The 15,011-nt window shown below is 46.0% G+C and carries 26 protein-coding genes; all 26 read left to right on the forward strand.

Annotated features, from left to right (window positions below; translation table 11 throughout):
* Positions 1-311 precede the first annotated feature (311 nt).
* Positions 312-1,700 (forward strand): cell wall-binding protein, encoded by a 1,389-nt coding sequence (locus tag DWY89_RS02985; protein WP_118523458.1) that lies wholly within the window; start codon positions 312-314, stop codon positions 1,698-1,700.
* Between the two features lie 423 nt (positions 1,701-2,123).
* Positions 2,124-2,441, forward strand: coding sequence for a 30S ribosomal protein S10 (gene rpsJ, locus DWY89_RS02990; protein WP_022360576.1), 318 nt, complete (start codon positions 2,124-2,126; stop codon positions 2,439-2,441).
* A 105-nt stretch (positions 2,442-2,546) separates the two neighbouring features.
* Positions 2,547-3,182 carry a 50S ribosomal protein L3 gene (rplC, locus tag DWY89_RS02995; RefSeq protein ID WP_022360575.1) on the forward strand — a complete coding sequence of 212 codons (636 nt, stop codon included), beginning with the start codon at positions 2,547-2,549 and terminating at the stop codon, positions 3,180-3,182.
* 29 nt (positions 3,183-3,211) lie between these two features.
* On the forward strand, positions 3,212-3,832 hold the full coding sequence (rplD, locus tag DWY89_RS03000) for a 50S ribosomal protein L4 (protein ID WP_022360574.1): 621 nt from the start codon (positions 3,212-3,214) through the stop codon (positions 3,830-3,832).
* Complete coding sequence (gene rplW / locus DWY89_RS03005; RefSeq protein ID WP_022360573.1) at positions 3,832-4,131, forward strand: 50S ribosomal protein L23; 300 nt, start codon at positions 3,832-3,834, stop codon at positions 4,129-4,131. The genes rplD and rplW overlap by 1 nt, the downstream gene beginning before the upstream one ends.
* A 91-nt stretch (positions 4,132-4,222) precedes the next feature.
* Positions 4,223-5,062, forward strand: coding sequence for a 50S ribosomal protein L2 (rplB, locus tag DWY89_RS03010; RefSeq protein WP_022360572.1), 840 nt, complete (start codon positions 4,223-4,225; stop codon positions 5,060-5,062).
* 14 nt (positions 5,063-5,076) lie between these two features.
* A complete protein-coding gene (gene rpsS / locus DWY89_RS03015; protein WP_022360571.1) occupies positions 5,077-5,358 on the forward strand; it encodes a 30S ribosomal protein S19 in 282 nt (93 codons plus the stop codon).
* Between the two features lie 26 nt (positions 5,359-5,384).
* Positions 5,385-5,771 (forward strand): 50S ribosomal protein L22, encoded by a 387-nt coding sequence (rplV, locus tag DWY89_RS03020; protein WP_022360570.1) that lies wholly within the window; start codon positions 5,385-5,387, stop codon positions 5,769-5,771.
* Positions 5,772-5,783: 12 nt separating this feature from the next.
* A complete protein-coding gene (rpsC, locus tag DWY89_RS03025) occupies positions 5,784-6,440 on the forward strand; it encodes a 30S ribosomal protein S3 (protein ID WP_022360569.1) in 657 nt (218 codons plus the stop codon).
* Positions 6,440-6,877 carry a 50S ribosomal protein L16 gene (rplP, locus tag DWY89_RS03030; protein WP_022360568.1) on the forward strand — a complete coding sequence of 146 codons (438 nt, stop codon included), beginning with the start codon at positions 6,440-6,442 and terminating at the stop codon, positions 6,875-6,877. The genes rpsC and rplP overlap by 1 nt, the downstream gene beginning before the upstream one ends.
* Complete coding sequence (gene rpmC / locus DWY89_RS03035; RefSeq protein WP_022360567.1) at positions 6,867-7,067, forward strand: 50S ribosomal protein L29; 201 nt, start codon at positions 6,867-6,869, stop codon at positions 7,065-7,067. The genes rplP and rpmC overlap by 11 nt, the downstream gene beginning before the upstream one ends.
* A 39-nt stretch (positions 7,068-7,106) precedes the next feature.
* Complete coding sequence (gene rpsQ, locus DWY89_RS03040; RefSeq protein ID WP_107000794.1) at positions 7,107-7,361, forward strand: 30S ribosomal protein S17; 255 nt, start codon at positions 7,107-7,109, stop codon at positions 7,359-7,361.
* A 27-nt stretch (positions 7,362-7,388) separates the two neighbouring features.
* A complete protein-coding gene (gene rplN, locus DWY89_RS03045; protein WP_022360565.1) occupies positions 7,389-7,757 on the forward strand; it encodes a 50S ribosomal protein L14 in 369 nt (122 codons plus the stop codon).
* A gap of 12 nt (positions 7,758-7,769) precedes the next feature.
* Positions 7,770-8,075, forward strand: a complete 306-nt coding sequence (gene rplX / locus DWY89_RS03050; protein ID WP_022360564.1) for a 50S ribosomal protein L24 — start codon at positions 7,770-7,772, stop codon at positions 8,073-8,075.
* Positions 8,076-8,098: 23 nt separating this feature from the next.
* Positions 8,099-8,638, forward strand: a complete 540-nt coding sequence (gene rplE / locus DWY89_RS03055; protein ID WP_022360563.1) for a 50S ribosomal protein L5 — start codon at positions 8,099-8,101, stop codon at positions 8,636-8,638.
* Positions 8,639-8,652: 14 nt separating this feature from the next.
* Positions 8,653-8,838 carry a type Z 30S ribosomal protein S14 gene (locus DWY89_RS03060; protein WP_022345134.1) on the forward strand — a complete coding sequence of 62 codons (186 nt, stop codon included), beginning with the start codon at positions 8,653-8,655 and terminating at the stop codon, positions 8,836-8,838.
* A 201-nt stretch (positions 8,839-9,039) separates the two neighbouring features.
* Positions 9,040-9,441: a 30S ribosomal protein S8 gene (gene rpsH / locus DWY89_RS03065; protein ID WP_118522221.1), complete on the forward strand. Its 402-nt coding sequence runs from the start codon at positions 9,040-9,042 to the stop codon at positions 9,439-9,441.
* A gap of 99 nt (positions 9,442-9,540) precedes the next feature.
* Positions 9,541-10,083: a 50S ribosomal protein L6 gene (gene rplF / locus DWY89_RS03070; protein WP_022360561.1), complete on the forward strand. Its 543-nt coding sequence runs from the start codon at positions 9,541-9,543 to the stop codon at positions 10,081-10,083.
* A gap of 17 nt (positions 10,084-10,100) precedes the next feature.
* Positions 10,101-10,469 (forward strand): 50S ribosomal protein L18, encoded by a 369-nt coding sequence (rplR, locus tag DWY89_RS03075; RefSeq protein WP_118523459.1) that lies wholly within the window; start codon positions 10,101-10,103, stop codon positions 10,467-10,469.
* A gap of 19 nt (positions 10,470-10,488) precedes the next feature.
* Positions 10,489-10,998 (forward strand): 30S ribosomal protein S5, encoded by a 510-nt coding sequence (rpsE, locus tag DWY89_RS03080; protein ID WP_022360559.1) that lies wholly within the window; start codon positions 10,489-10,491, stop codon positions 10,996-10,998.
* Between the two features lie 15 nt (positions 10,999-11,013).
* A complete protein-coding gene (rpmD, locus tag DWY89_RS03085; protein WP_022360558.1) occupies positions 11,014-11,196 on the forward strand; it encodes a 50S ribosomal protein L30 in 183 nt (60 codons plus the stop codon).
* Positions 11,197-11,219: 23 nt separating this feature from the next.
* Positions 11,220-11,660 carry a 50S ribosomal protein L15 gene (rplO, locus tag DWY89_RS03090; RefSeq protein WP_022360557.1) on the forward strand — a complete coding sequence of 147 codons (441 nt, stop codon included), beginning with the start codon at positions 11,220-11,222 and terminating at the stop codon, positions 11,658-11,660.
* A 1-nt stretch (position 11,661) separates the two neighbouring features.
* Positions 11,662-12,978, forward strand: a complete 1,317-nt coding sequence (gene secY, locus DWY89_RS03095) for a preprotein translocase subunit SecY (protein ID WP_118524385.1) — start codon at positions 11,662-11,664, stop codon at positions 12,976-12,978.
* Between the two features lie 108 nt (positions 12,979-13,086).
* Complete coding sequence (locus tag DWY89_RS03100; RefSeq protein WP_022360555.1) at positions 13,087-13,731, forward strand: adenylate kinase; 645 nt, start codon at positions 13,087-13,089, stop codon at positions 13,729-13,731.
* 3 nt (positions 13,732-13,734) lie between these two features.
* On the forward strand, positions 13,735-14,484 hold the full coding sequence (map, locus tag DWY89_RS03105) for a type I methionyl aminopeptidase (protein ID WP_118469072.1): 750 nt from the start codon (positions 13,735-13,737) through the stop codon (positions 14,482-14,484).
* 254 nt (positions 14,485-14,738) lie between these two features.
* Positions 14,739-15,011 (forward strand): KOW domain-containing RNA-binding protein, encoded by a 273-nt coding sequence (locus tag DWY89_RS03110; RefSeq protein ID WP_118471542.1) that lies wholly within the window; start codon positions 14,739-14,741, stop codon positions 15,009-15,011.

The following is a 15,011-nucleotide window of genomic DNA, read 5'->3' on the forward strand; positions in this document are numbered from 1 at the left end:
GACGCAGTCTGTCTGACCGGAAAAACGGTTCAGTTGAAATGCATACCTAATTATATCGGTCATTGATTGGCGTGTCAAACCTTTTGAACGGCTTCCTGCCAAAAAAAGTAAATAAATTGAAAGATAAATCTCCTTGAAGATTCCTACATCTCCTGTTAAAATGTATATTAGGTAAATGATAGATTGCACGTATCTGGAACAAAACAAGGCGTTATAAGCATCTGATGCAGTCTCTACACGACGGGAAGTGTGCGAATGCGCAGCAGGTGGGAGAATAGACGTTATCAATCGTGAACTGGGAGGGCTTGTATATGAAGAGACAGAAACTGGCAGTCTGCGTCCTTTCCGCAGCGCTGATGATAGGGGCGGCGACCCTGACATCTTACGCGGCAGAAGGCTGGCAGCAGTCTGGAAACAGCTGGATATATGTGGACAACAATGGCAATAAGGTGACGAATACCTGGAAGAAGGGCGCAGACAATCTCTGGCGCTATCTCGATTCCCAGGGCAACATCGCGTCGAACTGCTGGGTGGACGACGAATACTTTGTCGAGAGTACCGGCATCATGGCGACTGACAAGTGGCTGAAGCTGCCGAAGCGCAATCCGGCATGGAACGAGACTTCCGCTACGACGGTCTGGTACTATTTCTCCACCAGCGGAAAGATGGTATCCGACGGCTGGTCCAAGATCGGCGGCAAGTACTATTACTTCGACGGTGATGGAGCGATGCAGACGGGCTGGGTGGATGATGACACCTACTACACGAATGCAGATGGTGTCATGCAGATCGGCTGGGCCTATCTGGAAGATCCGGATGATGCCAAAAAGGACGATGATGAAGTGAAACCCGGCGACGACGATGAGGATCATCATTGGTACTACTTTCAGAGTTCAGGAAAGAAATATGTGCCTTCTTTAGGCGGTGCCAAATATAAACAGTATAAGATTGACGGAACCTACTACTGCTTCGACGAAAACGGAGCGATGCAGACCGGCTGGGTCGATATGGGAAATTCCTCTGGATTTGCAAATTACCGTTATTATCAGAGCAACGGTCAGGTACAGACTGGCTGGCTCTCCACGACTCCGCCGGAGGATGATGATTATAATCTGGATCTCGGCAGCGATGTACAGTGGTATTATTTTTCAAGCAACGGCGAGCCGAAGGTGGGTCCGAAGATTTCTGACGCTTCGACGAGCAACCTGGTTCGCATCAACAATATTACCTACTTATTTAATGAGAAGGGCAACCCGGTCTATGGTCTGAGACGTCTGGAGGTAGGAACGAGCGGTCAGTATGCCTGCTATTTCTTCGGCGCGGACAAGGCGACCAGCTCAGTCGTAAAAGGCAAGGGAAATGTAGTAGAGGGCGACGGAACGACCGGACAGTTCTATTTCACTGACAGCGGCAACAAGGCTGGACGCGGCTACTCAGGTGTGGAGGATGGATTCCTGTACTACATGGGTAAGCTTCAGAAGGCAGACAGCGGTACCAAGTATGAAGTCATTGAAGTCAATGACAAAAACTATCTGGTAACGACGAGCGGCAAGGTAGTGAAATCCAGCACCGTGAAGGATGCGAACGGCACAAAGTTTAAGACAAGCTCTTCGGGTGTTGTCACAGAGGTGGACGGCACAAGCAACGATGGCAGCGACGAGGCTAGAACCCCGGTGGAACCGACGTATTGGGAGGATTAATTAAAAAAGCTGGGAGTCTTCTCGACTGAGATAAAATTTCTGCATGGAAATATATTCTTGTGGATAAACAGGAGTTTCTTCTATATAAAAGGTGTAATTACCCACCGGAAGAAGAAACTCCTGTTTTTTCTTGAAAAATATAGATTTTTTCTTAAAAAAACACTTGCATTTCCCGGAAAGCTGTGTTATTATAACGAAGCTGTGGCATGATAGCGATGAAACGAGAGGTTGCTGCTTATGATAAGCAGGTTATTCCGCGGAGCGAATGTCAAGTTAGGAAACTGGCGACAAGTCACTGTACAAAAATAGAGTATCCTGAAGACAAATGACGGATTTGGTGTGTGGACTGCGAGGACACACACGGGTATGTGTACAGTCACCGCTTGTCGTGCTTAATAGTACGAAAAGGAGGCGACTTTTTTTATGGCAAGTCAAGTAATGAGAATCACACTGAAAGCTTATGATCATCAGCTGGTAGATACATCCGCTGCAAAAATCATTGAGACTGTAAAGAAAAACGGATCAAAGGTGAGTGGACCGGTGCCGCTGCCAACTAAGAAAGAGGTAGTAACCATTCTGCGAGCAGTTCATAAGTACAAAGATTCCAGAGAGCAGTTCGAGCAGAGAACTCATAAGAGACTCATCGATATCATTGCTCCGAGCCAGAAGACAGTTGATGCACTGCAGAGACTGGAAATGCCGGCTGGCGTGTCCATCAACGTAAAGATGAAAAACAAATAATTAAGAATCCTATACTAGTTTAGATAGAGACATCTGGACAGTTCTAGGATGAACGCGGGAGTTTGACGAACGCGTTCCGCTGTAGAAAAACAGGAGGTCAGATTAATGAAGAAAGCGATTTTAGCTACCAAAGTCGGAATGACTCAAATCTTCAACGAAGACGGAGTTTTAACTCCAGTAACCGTTCTTCAGGCTGGACCGTGTGTTGTTACACAGGTTAAGACAGAAGAGAACGATGGCTACAAAGCAGTACAGGTTGGTTTTGTAGACAAGAGAGAAAAACTTGTGACAAAGCCGGTTAAGGGTCATTTTGACAAGGCAGGCGTTGCTTACAAGAGATATGTAAGAGAGTTCCGCTTAGAGAATGCTGAAGAGTATTCTGTAAAAGACGAAATCAAGGCAGACATCTTCGCAGCAGGCGATAAAATTGATGCAACTGCTATTTCCAAAGGTAAAGGTTTCCAGGGTGCCATCAAGAGACACGGCCAGCACAGAGGACCGATGGCTCACGGTTCCAAGTTCCATCGTCATCAGGGTTCCAACGGTTCTGCAACCACACCGGGACGCGTATTTAAGGGCAAAGGAATGCCGGGTCACATGGGCAGCGTAAAAGTAACTGTTCAGAACCTGGAGGTTGTTAAGGTTGATACTGAGAACAACTTACTCCTTGTTAAAGGCTCTGTACCGGGACCGAAGAAATCCTTAGTAACAATCAAAGAGACAGTAAAGGTCGCTAGATAAGGCTTTTACGGGAAAGGAGGAACATACAGATGGCAAACGTATCTGTTTTCAATTTAGAAGGCAACGAAGTTGGCACATTAGAACTGAATGATGCTGTATTCGGTGTAGAAGTAAATGAACATCTGGTTCACATGGCAGTTGTAGCACAGCTTGCTAACAAACGTCAGGGAACTCAGAAAGCAAAAACCCGTTCCGAAGTTTCCGGCGGTGGTAAGAAACCGTGGAGACAGAAAGGTACCGGACATGCAAGACAGGGTTCAACAAGAGCTCCGCAGTGGACGGGCGGCGGCGTAGTATTCGCTCCGACACCACGTGATTATACAATCCGTTTAAATAAGAAAGAGAAGAGAGCTGCTCTTAAATCCGCTCTGACAAGCCGTGTAAACGAGAACAAGTTCATCGTAGTTGAGGCTATGAACTTCGACGAGATCAAGACAAAGAAATTTGTTGAGGTTATGAACAACCTGAAAGTAAACAAAGCTTTAGTTGTTCTGGATGAGGCTTGTGACAAGGCTGTATTATCCGCTAGAAACGTGGCAGACGTTAAGACTGCTTCCGTAAGCACCATCAACGTTTACGATATCCTGAAATACAACACAGTAGTAGCAACCAAGGCTGCTGTAGCTTCTATCGAGGAGGTATATGCATAATGGCAAACGTACAGTACTATGACGTAATCCTCAAACCGGTTGTAACTGAGAAGAGTATGAATGCTATGACAGACAAGAAATACACCTTCCTGGTACACACCGAGGCAAACAAAACTATGATCAAAGAAGCCGTTGAGAAGATGTTCCCGGGCACCAAAGTTAAGAGTGTCAACACCATGAACATGGACGGCAAGACAAAGAGAAGAGGCATGACCTTCGGTAAGACAGCTGCAACAAAGAAAGCTATCGTTCAGCTGACCGAGGACAGCAAAGAGATCGAGATCTTCGCTGGTTTATAATTCATCCTCAATAGACAATTATACGACGAACACTATGTCGTGAAAAACATGAAGAAACGCCAGGAGGCGTTGAACGAAAGGAGTCAAAGTCATGGGAATTAAATCTTACAGCCCATATACACCTTCCAGAAGACATATGACCGGCTCTGATTTCTCTGAGATTACAAAATCCACACCGGAGAAATCCTTAGTAGTTTCTTTAAAGAAGAACGCAGGTCGTAACAACCAGGGTAAAATCACCGTTCGTCACAGAGGCGGCGGTTCCAGAAGAAAATATAGAATCATCGACTTCAAGAGAAATGCAAAAGACGGTATCGCAGCAACCGTACTTGGTATCGAGTACGATCCGAACCGTACAGCAAACATCGCTCTGATCTGCTACGCAGACGGCGAGAAAGCTTATATCCTTGCTCCGGCTGGTTTACAGGTTGGACAGAAGGTTATGAGCGGTGCAGAGGCTGAGGCAAAAGTTGGTAACTGCTTACCGCTTTCTGAAATCCCGGTTGGTGCACAGATTCACAACATCGAGCTTCTTCCGGGCAAGGGTGGTCAGCTGGTTCGTTCCGCTGGTAACTCTGCTCAGTTAATGGCTAAAGAAGGCAAATATGCAACCCTTAGATTACCGTCCGGAGAGATGAGAATGGTTCCGATCAGCTGCCGCGCTACTATCGGTGTAGTTGGCAACGGCGACCACAACCTGATCAATATCGGTAAGGCTGGTAGAAAACGTCACATGGGTATTCGTCCGACTGTCCGCGGTTCTGTTATGAACCCGAATGACCATCCGCATGGTGGTGGTGAGGGCAAGACCAGTATCGGTCGTCCAGGTCCTTGCACACCTTGGGGCAAACCGGCACTCGGCCTGAAGACCAGAAAGAAAAACAAACAGTCTAATAAGTTAATCGTAAGAAGAAGAAACGGTAAACAGTAATAGGAGGTATACTAATGGGTCGTTCATTAAAAAAAGGACCATTTGCAGATGCTCATCTTTTAAAGAAAGTAGATGAGATGAACGCAGCAGGACAGAAACAGGTTATCAAAACCTGGTCCCGCCGTTCCACAATCTTCCCGCAGATGGTTGGACATACAATCGCAGTTCACGATGGTAGAAAACATGTTCCGGTATACGTGACAGAGGACATGGTTGGACATAAACTCGGTGAGTTTGTAGCCACTAGAACTTACAGAGGCCACGGAAAAGACGAGAAGAAAGCAGGACGTAAGTAAGTTACGCTTGAAAGGAGGTTTCACCAATGGCTAAAGGACATAGATCCCAGATTAAAAGAGAAAGAAATGCTAATAAGGATACGAGACCGTCGGCTAAGCTGTCTTACGCCAGAGTATCCGTTCAGAAAGCATGCTTCGTATTAGATGCCATCAGAGGCAAAGATGTGAAGACAGCGCTTGGTATTGTAACATACAATCCTAGATATGCTTCTACTTTAATTAAAAAATTACTCGAGTCTGCTGTTGCTAACGCAGAGAACAACAACCAGATGAATCCGGAGAACCTGTACGTTGCAGAATGCTTCGCTAACAAAGGACCGACAATGAAGAGAGTAAAACCGAGAGCACAGGGCCGCGCTTACAGAATCGAAAAGAGAATGAGCCACATCACAATCGTGCTTGATGAGAAATAAGAGGAGGCAATTATGGGACAGAAAGTTAATCCGCACGGCTTAAGAGTCGGTGTTATTAAAGACTGGGATTCCAGATGGTATGCGGAAGCTGATTTTGCAGATAACCTGGTAGAGGATCACAAAATCAGAACCTTCCTTAAGAAGAAATTATACAGCGCCGGTGTTTCCAAAATCGAAATCGAGCGCGCTTCTGATAAAGTAAAAATCATTCTTTACACTGCTAAACCGGGCGTTGTTATCGGTAAGGGCGGCGCAGAGATCGAGAAGACAAAAGCTCAGGTTCAGAAATTAACTGACAAGAAAGTTTTTGTAGACATCAAAGAAGTTAAGAGACCAGACAGAGACGCTCAGCTCGTTGCAGAGAACATCGCTCAGCAGCTTGAGAACCGTATTTCCTTCCGTCGTGCGATGAAGTCCGCTATGGGCAGAACCATGAAGGCTGGAGCTAAGGGTATCAAGGCTTCCGTATCCGGACGTCTTGGCGGTGCTGATATGGCTCGTACAGAGTTCTACAGCGAGGGCACTATCCCGCTTCAGACATTAAGAGCAGATATTGACTACGGTTTCGCTGAGGCAAACACAACATACGGCAAGACCGGTGTTAAGGTTTGGATCTACAAAGGCGAGGTACTTCCTGCGAAAGGAAATAAGGAAGGGAGCGATAAATAATGTTAATGCCGAAAAGAGTAAAGCGTCGTAAACAGTTCCGTGGTACCATGGCCGGCAAGGCGCTTAGAGGAAATGTAATCAACTACGGTGAGTACGGTTTAGTCGCTACAGAACCGTGCTGGATCAAATCCAACCAGATCGAGGCAGCCCGTGTTGCCATGACCCGTTACATCAAACGTGGTGGTAAAGTTTGGATTAAGATTTTCCCGGATAAACCAGTAACTGCTAAACCGGCTGAGACTCGTATGGGTTCCGGTAAAGGCGCACTTGAGTACTGGGTAGCAGTAGTAAAACCAGGCCGCGTAATGTTCGAGATCGCGGGTGTACCAGAGGAGACAGCGAGAGAAGCGCTTCGTCTTGCTATGCACAAACTTCCGTGCAAGTGCAAGATTGCTTCTAAAGCAGATTTAGAAGGCGGTGATAACAGTGAAAATTAATAAGTATGTAGAAGATTTAAAAGCTAAGACATCTGCAGAATTAAACGAAGAATTAGTAGCTGCTAAGAAGGAACTCTTCAACTTAAGATTCCAGAACGCTACCAACCAGCTGGATAATACAAGCAGAATTAAAGAAGTTCGCAGAAACATCGCTCGTATTCAGACTGTTATTACAGAGAAAGCGAACTAATTATCATAGATTCCTAAAATAGGAAAGGAGATATCTACCGTGGAAAGAAATCTTAGAAAAACACGTACCGGTAAGGTAGTAAGCAACAAGATGGACAAAACAATCGTAGTTGCTATCGAAAACCACGTAAAACATCCTTTAATCGGTAAGATTGTTAAGAGAACTTATAAATTAAAAGCACACGACGAGAACAACGAGTGCGGTATCGGTGATACTGTAAAGGTAATGGAAACAAGACCGTTATCCAAGGATAAGAGATGGAGACTCGTCGAAATTATCGAGAAAGCGAGATAATTTCTAAATCAGAAAGGAGTATTGGGCATGATTCAGCAGGAGACCAGATTAAAGGTTGCCGACAATACCGGTGCGAAAGAATTACTCTGTATCCGCGTTATGGGCGGCTCTACTAGAAGATATGCAAATATTGGCGATGTAATCGTTGCCAGCGTTAAAGATGCAACGCCAGGCGGTGTTGTAAAGAAAGGCGATGTAGTGAAGGCCGTTGTTGTACGTACCGTTAAGGGCGCACGCCGTAAAGATGGTTCCTACATCAAATTTGATGAGAACGCAGCCGTTATCATCAAAGACGACAAGAACCCGAGAGGAACCCGTATTTTTGGGCCGGTTGCCAGAGAGCTTCGTGAGAAACAGTTTATGAAGATTGTTTCCCTGGCTCCGGAAGTACTGTAGGAGGTGTCAGCTGTGCATAAAATTAAAAAAGGCGACCTGGTAAAGGTTATCACAGGTAAAGACAAAGACAAAACCGGAAAAGTTCTTTCCGTTAATGTAAAGAAGAATACAGTCCTGGTTGAGGGATGCAACATGGTAACAAAGCATACCAAACCGTCTGCAGCTAATCAGCAGGGCGGCATCATCCATCAGGAAGGCGCGCTTGACATTTCCAACGTTATGCTGGTAGTGGATGGCAAGGCTACGAGAGTTGGCTTCAAAGTAGAAGACGGCAAGAAAGTCCGCGTTGCTAAGGCAACCGGTAAAGTAATTGACTAATACAGAGAGGAGGAACGTTAAAATTGGCTAGATTAAAAGAAATGTATCAGAGCGAAATCGTAGACGCTATGATCAAAAAATTCGGATATAAAAATATCATGGAAGTGCCGAAGCTGGACAAGATTGTTATCAACATGGGCGTTGGCGAGGCAAAAGAAAATGCTAAAGTTCTGGACTCTGCTGTAAGAGATATGGAAATCATCACTGGCCAGAAGGCAGTTCTTACAAAAGCGAAAAAATCAGTCGCTAACTTCAAACTTAGAGAGGGTATGGCTATCGGCTGTAAAGTTACCCTGCGTGGCGAGAAGATGTATGAGTTCGCTGATCGTCTGATCAACCTGGCTCTTCCGCGAGTAAGAGACTTCCGCGGTGTAAATCCGAACGCATTTGACGGCAGAGGCAACTACGCTCTGGGTATCAAAGAGCAGCTTATCTTCCCGGAGATCGAGTACGATAAAGTAGATAAGGTAAGAGGTATGGATATCATCTTCGTTACCACTGCTAAGACCGACGAAGAAGCACGTGAGCTGTTAACTCAGTTCAACATGCCATTTGCTAAATAATAGGAGGATTTATCATGGCTAAAACTTCAATGAAGATTAAACAGCAGCGTCCGGCAAAATTCTCCACCAGAGAATATAACCGCTGCAGAATCTGCGGTCGTCCGCATGCATATTTAAGAAAATACGGCATCTGCAGAGTTTGCTTCCGTGAATTAGCTTACAAGGGCGAAATTCCGGGCGTAAAGAAAGCAAGCTGGTAGGCATTGAGCACTTGATGAGGTAGTTTCGAATCTAGTGCGAAAGCCCGTCCCGAGACTTAGTGAGTCAGAGTCGAAGACGATAGACGAGCTTAGTCGAGTGGACGATGCCTATATTATAGAGGACACATCCTAGTGTTCCCAAAACCCACCGAAACCCACTTACAGTAAGTGGTAGTCAAATTATAAGGAGGCACACTCAAAATGACAATGAGCGATCCGATTGCAGATATGCTTACAAGAATCCGTAATGCTAACACTGCAAAACATGATACAGTAGATGTTCCGTATTCCAAGATGAAATTAGCAATCGCTGACATCCTGGTAAAGGAAGGTTTCATCAAGAAATATGACGTTGTTGAGGACGGCAATTTCAAGACTATCCGTATTACCTTAAAGTACGGTAAAGACAAAAACGAGAAAATCATCTCCGGCATCAAGAGAATTTCCAAACCGGGTCTGCGTATCTACGCAAACAAGGAAGATATGCCGAAGGTACTGGGCGGTTTAGGTGTAGCTATCATCTCCACCAACCAGGGCGTTATCACTGACAAGCAGGCAAGAGAACTCGGCGTAGGCGGAGAAGTTCTTGCATTTGTTTGGTAAGCCGAAAGCATCATCATCGGTTTAGACAAGGTATAGATACAACTGAAAACAGAGAAGCCGCTCAGGCTTCTCCGAAAATCTAAGTAGGAGGTAAAAGGCATGTCACGTATCGGAAGAATGCCAGTTGCGATTCCGGCGGGCGTAACCGTAACAATCGCAGAGAACAATTTAGTGACTGTAAAAGGTCCGAAGGGAACTCTTGAGAGAGAACTCCCGGTTGAGATGAACATCAAAGAAGAGGATGGTCATATCGTAGTTACCAGACCGAACGACTTAAAGAAAATGAAATCTTTACACGGTCTGACAAGAACCTTAATTAACAACATGATTCACGGTGTAACAGAAGGCTATGAGAAAGTCCTGGAAGTTAACGGTGTTGGTTACAGAGCAGCGAAGCAGGGCAAGAAACTGGTTCTCAGCCTTGGTTATTCCCATCCGGTAGAGATGGAAGATCCGGAAGGCATTGAGACTGTTCTGGAAGGACAGAACAAGATCACTGTTAAAGGTATCAGCAAAGAAAAAGTTGGCCAGTATGCAGCTGAGATTCGGGATAAGAGAAGACCTGAGCCGTACAAGGGCAAAGGTATTAAGTATGCCGATGAGGTTATCAGACGTAAAGTTGGTAAGACTGGTAAGAAATAATTAAGGAGAGTGTGAAGATGGTTAGCAAACAGTCAAGAAGCGATATTCGCGTTAAAAAACACGTTAGATTACGCAACCGTTTTTCTGGCACAGCCGAGAGACCGCGTTTAGCAGTGTTTAGAAGTAATAATCATATGTATGCTCAGATCATTGATGATACAGTTGGAAAAACTTTAGTAGCAGCTTCCACTGCCGAGAAGGAAGTTAAAGCTGAACTGGAGAAGACGAACGATGTTGCAGCAGCAGCTCACGTTGGAACTGTAATCGCTAAGAGAGCGCTTGAAAAAGGTATTAAAGAAGTTGTCTTCGATAGAGGCGGATTTATTTACCACGGAAAAGTTCAGGCATTAGCAGATGCAGCCCGCGAGGCTGGTCTGGAATTCTAGTAGGAAGGAGAACATACACATGAAACGTACAAAAATTGATGCCAACCAGTTCGAGTTAGAGGATACTGTAGTGGCAATCAAACGTGTATCCAAGACCGTTAAGGGCGGACGTACAATGCGTTTTTCCGCTTTAGTAGTAGTTGGAGATAAAAACGGCCACGTTGGTGCTGGTATGGGAAAAGCTGCTGAGGTTCCGGAAGCAATCCGCAAGGGCAAAGAGGCAGCTGCCAGAAACCTGATGGAGGTTCCGTTCGATGAGAACAATAGCATCCCGCACGATTTCCTCGGCAAATTCGGAAGCGCTAACGTACTTCTGAAGAAGGCTCCGGAAGGTACCGGTATTATCGCTGGTGGTCCGGCTCGTGCCGTACTGGATCTGGCTGGTTACAAGAACATCCGTACAAAATCCCTTGGTTCTAACAACAAGGCAAACGTAGTTCTTGCTACCCTGGCAGGCTTAGGTTCTTTAAAGACTCCGGAAGAGGTTGCAAAACTTCGCGGTAAGTCTGTAGAAGAAATTCTGAACTAATAGGAGGAGATAAAAATGGCAGAGAAATTAAAAATCACATTGGTTAAGTCTCCTATTGGCGCTATCCCGAAGCAGAAAGCAACAGTTGCAGCTCTTGGTTTAAACAAGACTGGCAAGACAGTTGAGCAGCCGGACAACGCCGCTATCAGAGGCATGATCCAGAATGTTAGACATTTAGTTAAAGTAGAGGAAATCTAAGATATTTGCAAGGAGGTGCAGTCATGGATTTATCCAATTTAAAGCCGGCGGTAGGCTCTAAGCACAGCGACAGCTTCAGAAGAGGTCGTGGTCACGCATCAGGCAACGGTAAGACTGCTGGTAAGGGACATAAGGGACAGAAAGCTCGTTCCGGCGCTCCGAGACCAGGATTTGAAGGCGGTCAGATGCCGTTATATAGACGTCTCCCGAAGAGAGGCTTCACAAACAGAAATTCTAAGACCATCGTTGGTATCAACGTAAGCGCTCTTGAGAGATTCGAGAACGACACAGTTGTTACGGTTGAAACATTAATCGAAGCAGGCATCGTAAAGAACCCGCGTGACGGCGTTAAGATCCTCGGCAACGGCGAGCTGACCAAAAAGCTGAACGTGAAGGTTGATGCGGTAAGTGAAGGCGCGAAAGCGAAGATCGAAGCCGTTGGCGGAACCTGCGAGGTGATCTAATATGTTAAAAACACTCCAGAATGCATTTAAGATTAAAGAGGTCAGAGAAAAACTCCTCTATACATTCTTTATGCTGGTTGTGACCCGTATCGGATCACAGCTGCCGATTCCCGGAGTAAATACAACATTCTTTCAGGAACTGTTCGCAAGACAGTCCAATGATGCGTTTGGTTTCTTTAATACGATTACCGGCGGTTCGTTTACGAACATGTCGGTATTCGCATTGAGTATTACCCCGTACATCACATCTTCCATCATTATGCAGCTTTTGACCATTGCAATTCCGAAACTGGAGGAGATGCAGCAGGAAGGCGAAGACGGAAGAAAGAAGATTGCGGAATATACGCGTTACCTGACAGTTGCACTGGCGCTGATGCAGTCCATCGCCATGGCAATCGGTTTTGGCGGAAAGGGTCTTTTAGTAAACTTTACTGCCATGAATGTAATTGTTGCAATCGTGACAATGACAGCCGGAAGTGCTATGCTGATGTGGATTGGTGAGAGAATCACCGAAAACGGTGTCGGAAACGGTATTTCTATCGTACTTCTGTTCAATATCATTTCAACCATGCCAAGTGATATGATTACGCTCTATGAGCGTTTCCTGCAGGGCAAGATCGTGGCGGTTGCAGTTGTAACAGCCGTGATTATCGCAGCGGTTATCGTAGCGATGGTTGTATTTGTTATCATTTTACAGGATGCAGAGCGGAGAATTCCGGTTCAGTATTCTAAAAAGATGCAGGGACGTAAGATGGTTGGCGGTCAGTCCACAAGCATCCCGTTAAAAGTAAATACAGCAGGCGTTATTCCTGTTATCTTTGCTTCATCCCTGATGTCTTTCCCGGTGGTAATTGCTGGATTTTTCCAGGTTAATTATGACACCATCGGAGGAAAGATTCTTCTGGCTCTGAATTCCAGCTCCTGGTTTAATCCAGAGCGTCCGGCTTATTCAGTTGGTTTAATTGTCTACATCGCGTTGATTATTGTGTTTGCGTATTTCTACACATCCATTACATTCAACCCGCTTGAAGTAGCAAACAACATGAAGAAATCCGGCGGCTTCATCCCGGGCATTCGTCCAGGAAAGCCAACATCCGATTACCTGGATGGAATTCTGGAGTATATTATACTGATTGGTGCCTGCGGACTGATCATTGTCTGCCTGGTTCCGATTATTGTCTCTGGACTGTTCTCAGTGAGCCGTCTCTCCTTCGGAGGTACTTCTCTTATCATTATCGTAGGTGTAGTACTTGAGACAATCAAAGCAGTCGAATCACAGATGCTGGTTCGCAACTATAAAGGATTCTTAAACGACTAAGACAACTCGCTTTCTGGGCGGGAGCTTGCTTACTTTACGGCTGGAGGTGGCCGGAGACAGCTCCTGCCTGGAGGCGATTCTGTTGTATATAGGGAGATTGTAACCATTATGAAGATTGTTATGTTAGGAGCACCGGGAGCCGGAAAAGGAACACAGGCTCAGAGAATTGCAGAAAAATACGGCATTCCGCACATTTCTACCGGAGATATTTTCCGTTCCAATATCAAGGCAGGCACAGAGCTTGGTAAAAAAGCAAAATCGTTCATCGATCAGGGGCTTTTAGTACCGGACGAGGTAACGATCGGCATGCTTCTTGACCGGATCCATGAGGCTGACTGCAAGAACGGCTATATTCTGGATGGATTCCCAAGAACGATCCCGCAGGCAGAGAGTCTGACAGAGGCGCTGGCAGCAAACGGCGAGGCGATTGATTTCGCGCTCAACGTAGATGTGCCGGATGCAAACATCGTAAACCGCATGGCAGGACGCCGTGCGTGCTTAAAGTGCGGCGCTACCTACCACATCCAGTTCGCAGCACCGAAAAAAGAAGGAATCTGCGACAAGTGCGGTTCTGAGCTGGTGCTTCGTGATGATGACAAGCCGGAGACTGTACAGAAACGTCTGGAAATATACCATGACCAGACACACCCGCTGATCGAGTACTATGAGAAGAAGGGCGTTCTTCATACGGTAGACGGTACACAGACCATGGAAGACGTATTCAAGAACATTACGGATATTTTGGGAGCTTAAAACATGGCAGTGACGATAAAATCTCCCAGGGAGATTGAACTGATGCGTGAGGCGGGAAGAATTCTCGCCAAAACGCATGAGGAACTGGCGAAGAATCTTCGGCCGGGCATGTCCACCTGGGATATTGATCATATGGGAGAGGAAATCATCCGGAGTTACGGCTGCATTCCCTCGTTCAAAAATTACAACGGCTATCCCGCATCGATCTGCGTCTCTGTCAATGATGAGGTTGTACATGGAATCCCGCACAAGGAACATTTCCTCGATGAGGGAGACATCGTCAGTCTGGATGCAGGAGTGATCTACAAAGGATACCACTCAGACGCAGCCCGGACTTACGGCATCGGAGAGATCGACGATGATGCCAAAAAACTGATTGAAGTTACCAGACAGAGCTTCTTTGAGGGAATTAAATTTGCCAAAGCTGGCAATCATCTCAATGACATCTCTGCAGCCATTCAGAAATATGCTGAAAGCTTCGGCTTTGGTGTTGTCAGAGATCTGGTAGGCCATGGAATTGGTTCCCATCTGCATGAGGATCCGGAGATTCCGAATTTTGCAAGAAAAAGAAAAGGAATTCTCTTACAGCCCGGCATGACGCTCGCGATCGAGCCGATGATCACCGAGGGCAGCTACGAAGTAGTCTGGCTCGATGATGACTGGACTGTCATGACGGAAGACGGCGGCTGGGCTGCTCATTATGAAAATACGATTCTAATTACAGAAAATGAGCCTGAGATTCTGTCGTTATAGATAGAAAATAGGAAAGAACCTTTTGTGAAATTCGAAGCGTTGATTTGGCTGGCTTCAGCTGGCTGCCACTGGTTGTTTCTCCAAACTGGTTGCACTTTGTGAAATGGACAAAAATCGTTTGTTTCAGACAAACCTGCATGTTTTTTGGATGTTTCTGGCAAAGTGGGAGAAATGGCAGCGTATCTGCTGGAGCTGCGTCAATCAGCAGCGATGTTTTTTAGAAAGTGTCTGTCTAAGCAGAAACGGAGATCAGAATGACGGAATATGGAATGGCCTGTCTGGTCCGCTCACTTGCGGGTCACGACAAAGGCAATTATTATATCATAGTCAGAGAAGATGCACACTATGTGTATCTGGCAGACGGACGCACCAAAACTGCCGCCAAGCCGAAACGCAAGAAGAGAAAGCACGTGCAGTTTTCCCACAAGCGGGATGAGGCGCTGGCAGCCCAGTTTGCGGACGGCGCGGCAGTCCAGGATGAAGCGATCCGCTATTTCATTCAGAAATCATTGCAGGGAGGTATATAG

It is taken from the genome of Clostridium sp. AF27-5AA (genome assembly GCF_003478415.1).
Taxonomy (GTDB): domain Bacteria; phylum Bacillota; class Clostridia; order Lachnospirales; family Lachnospiraceae; genus Otoolea; species Otoolea fessa.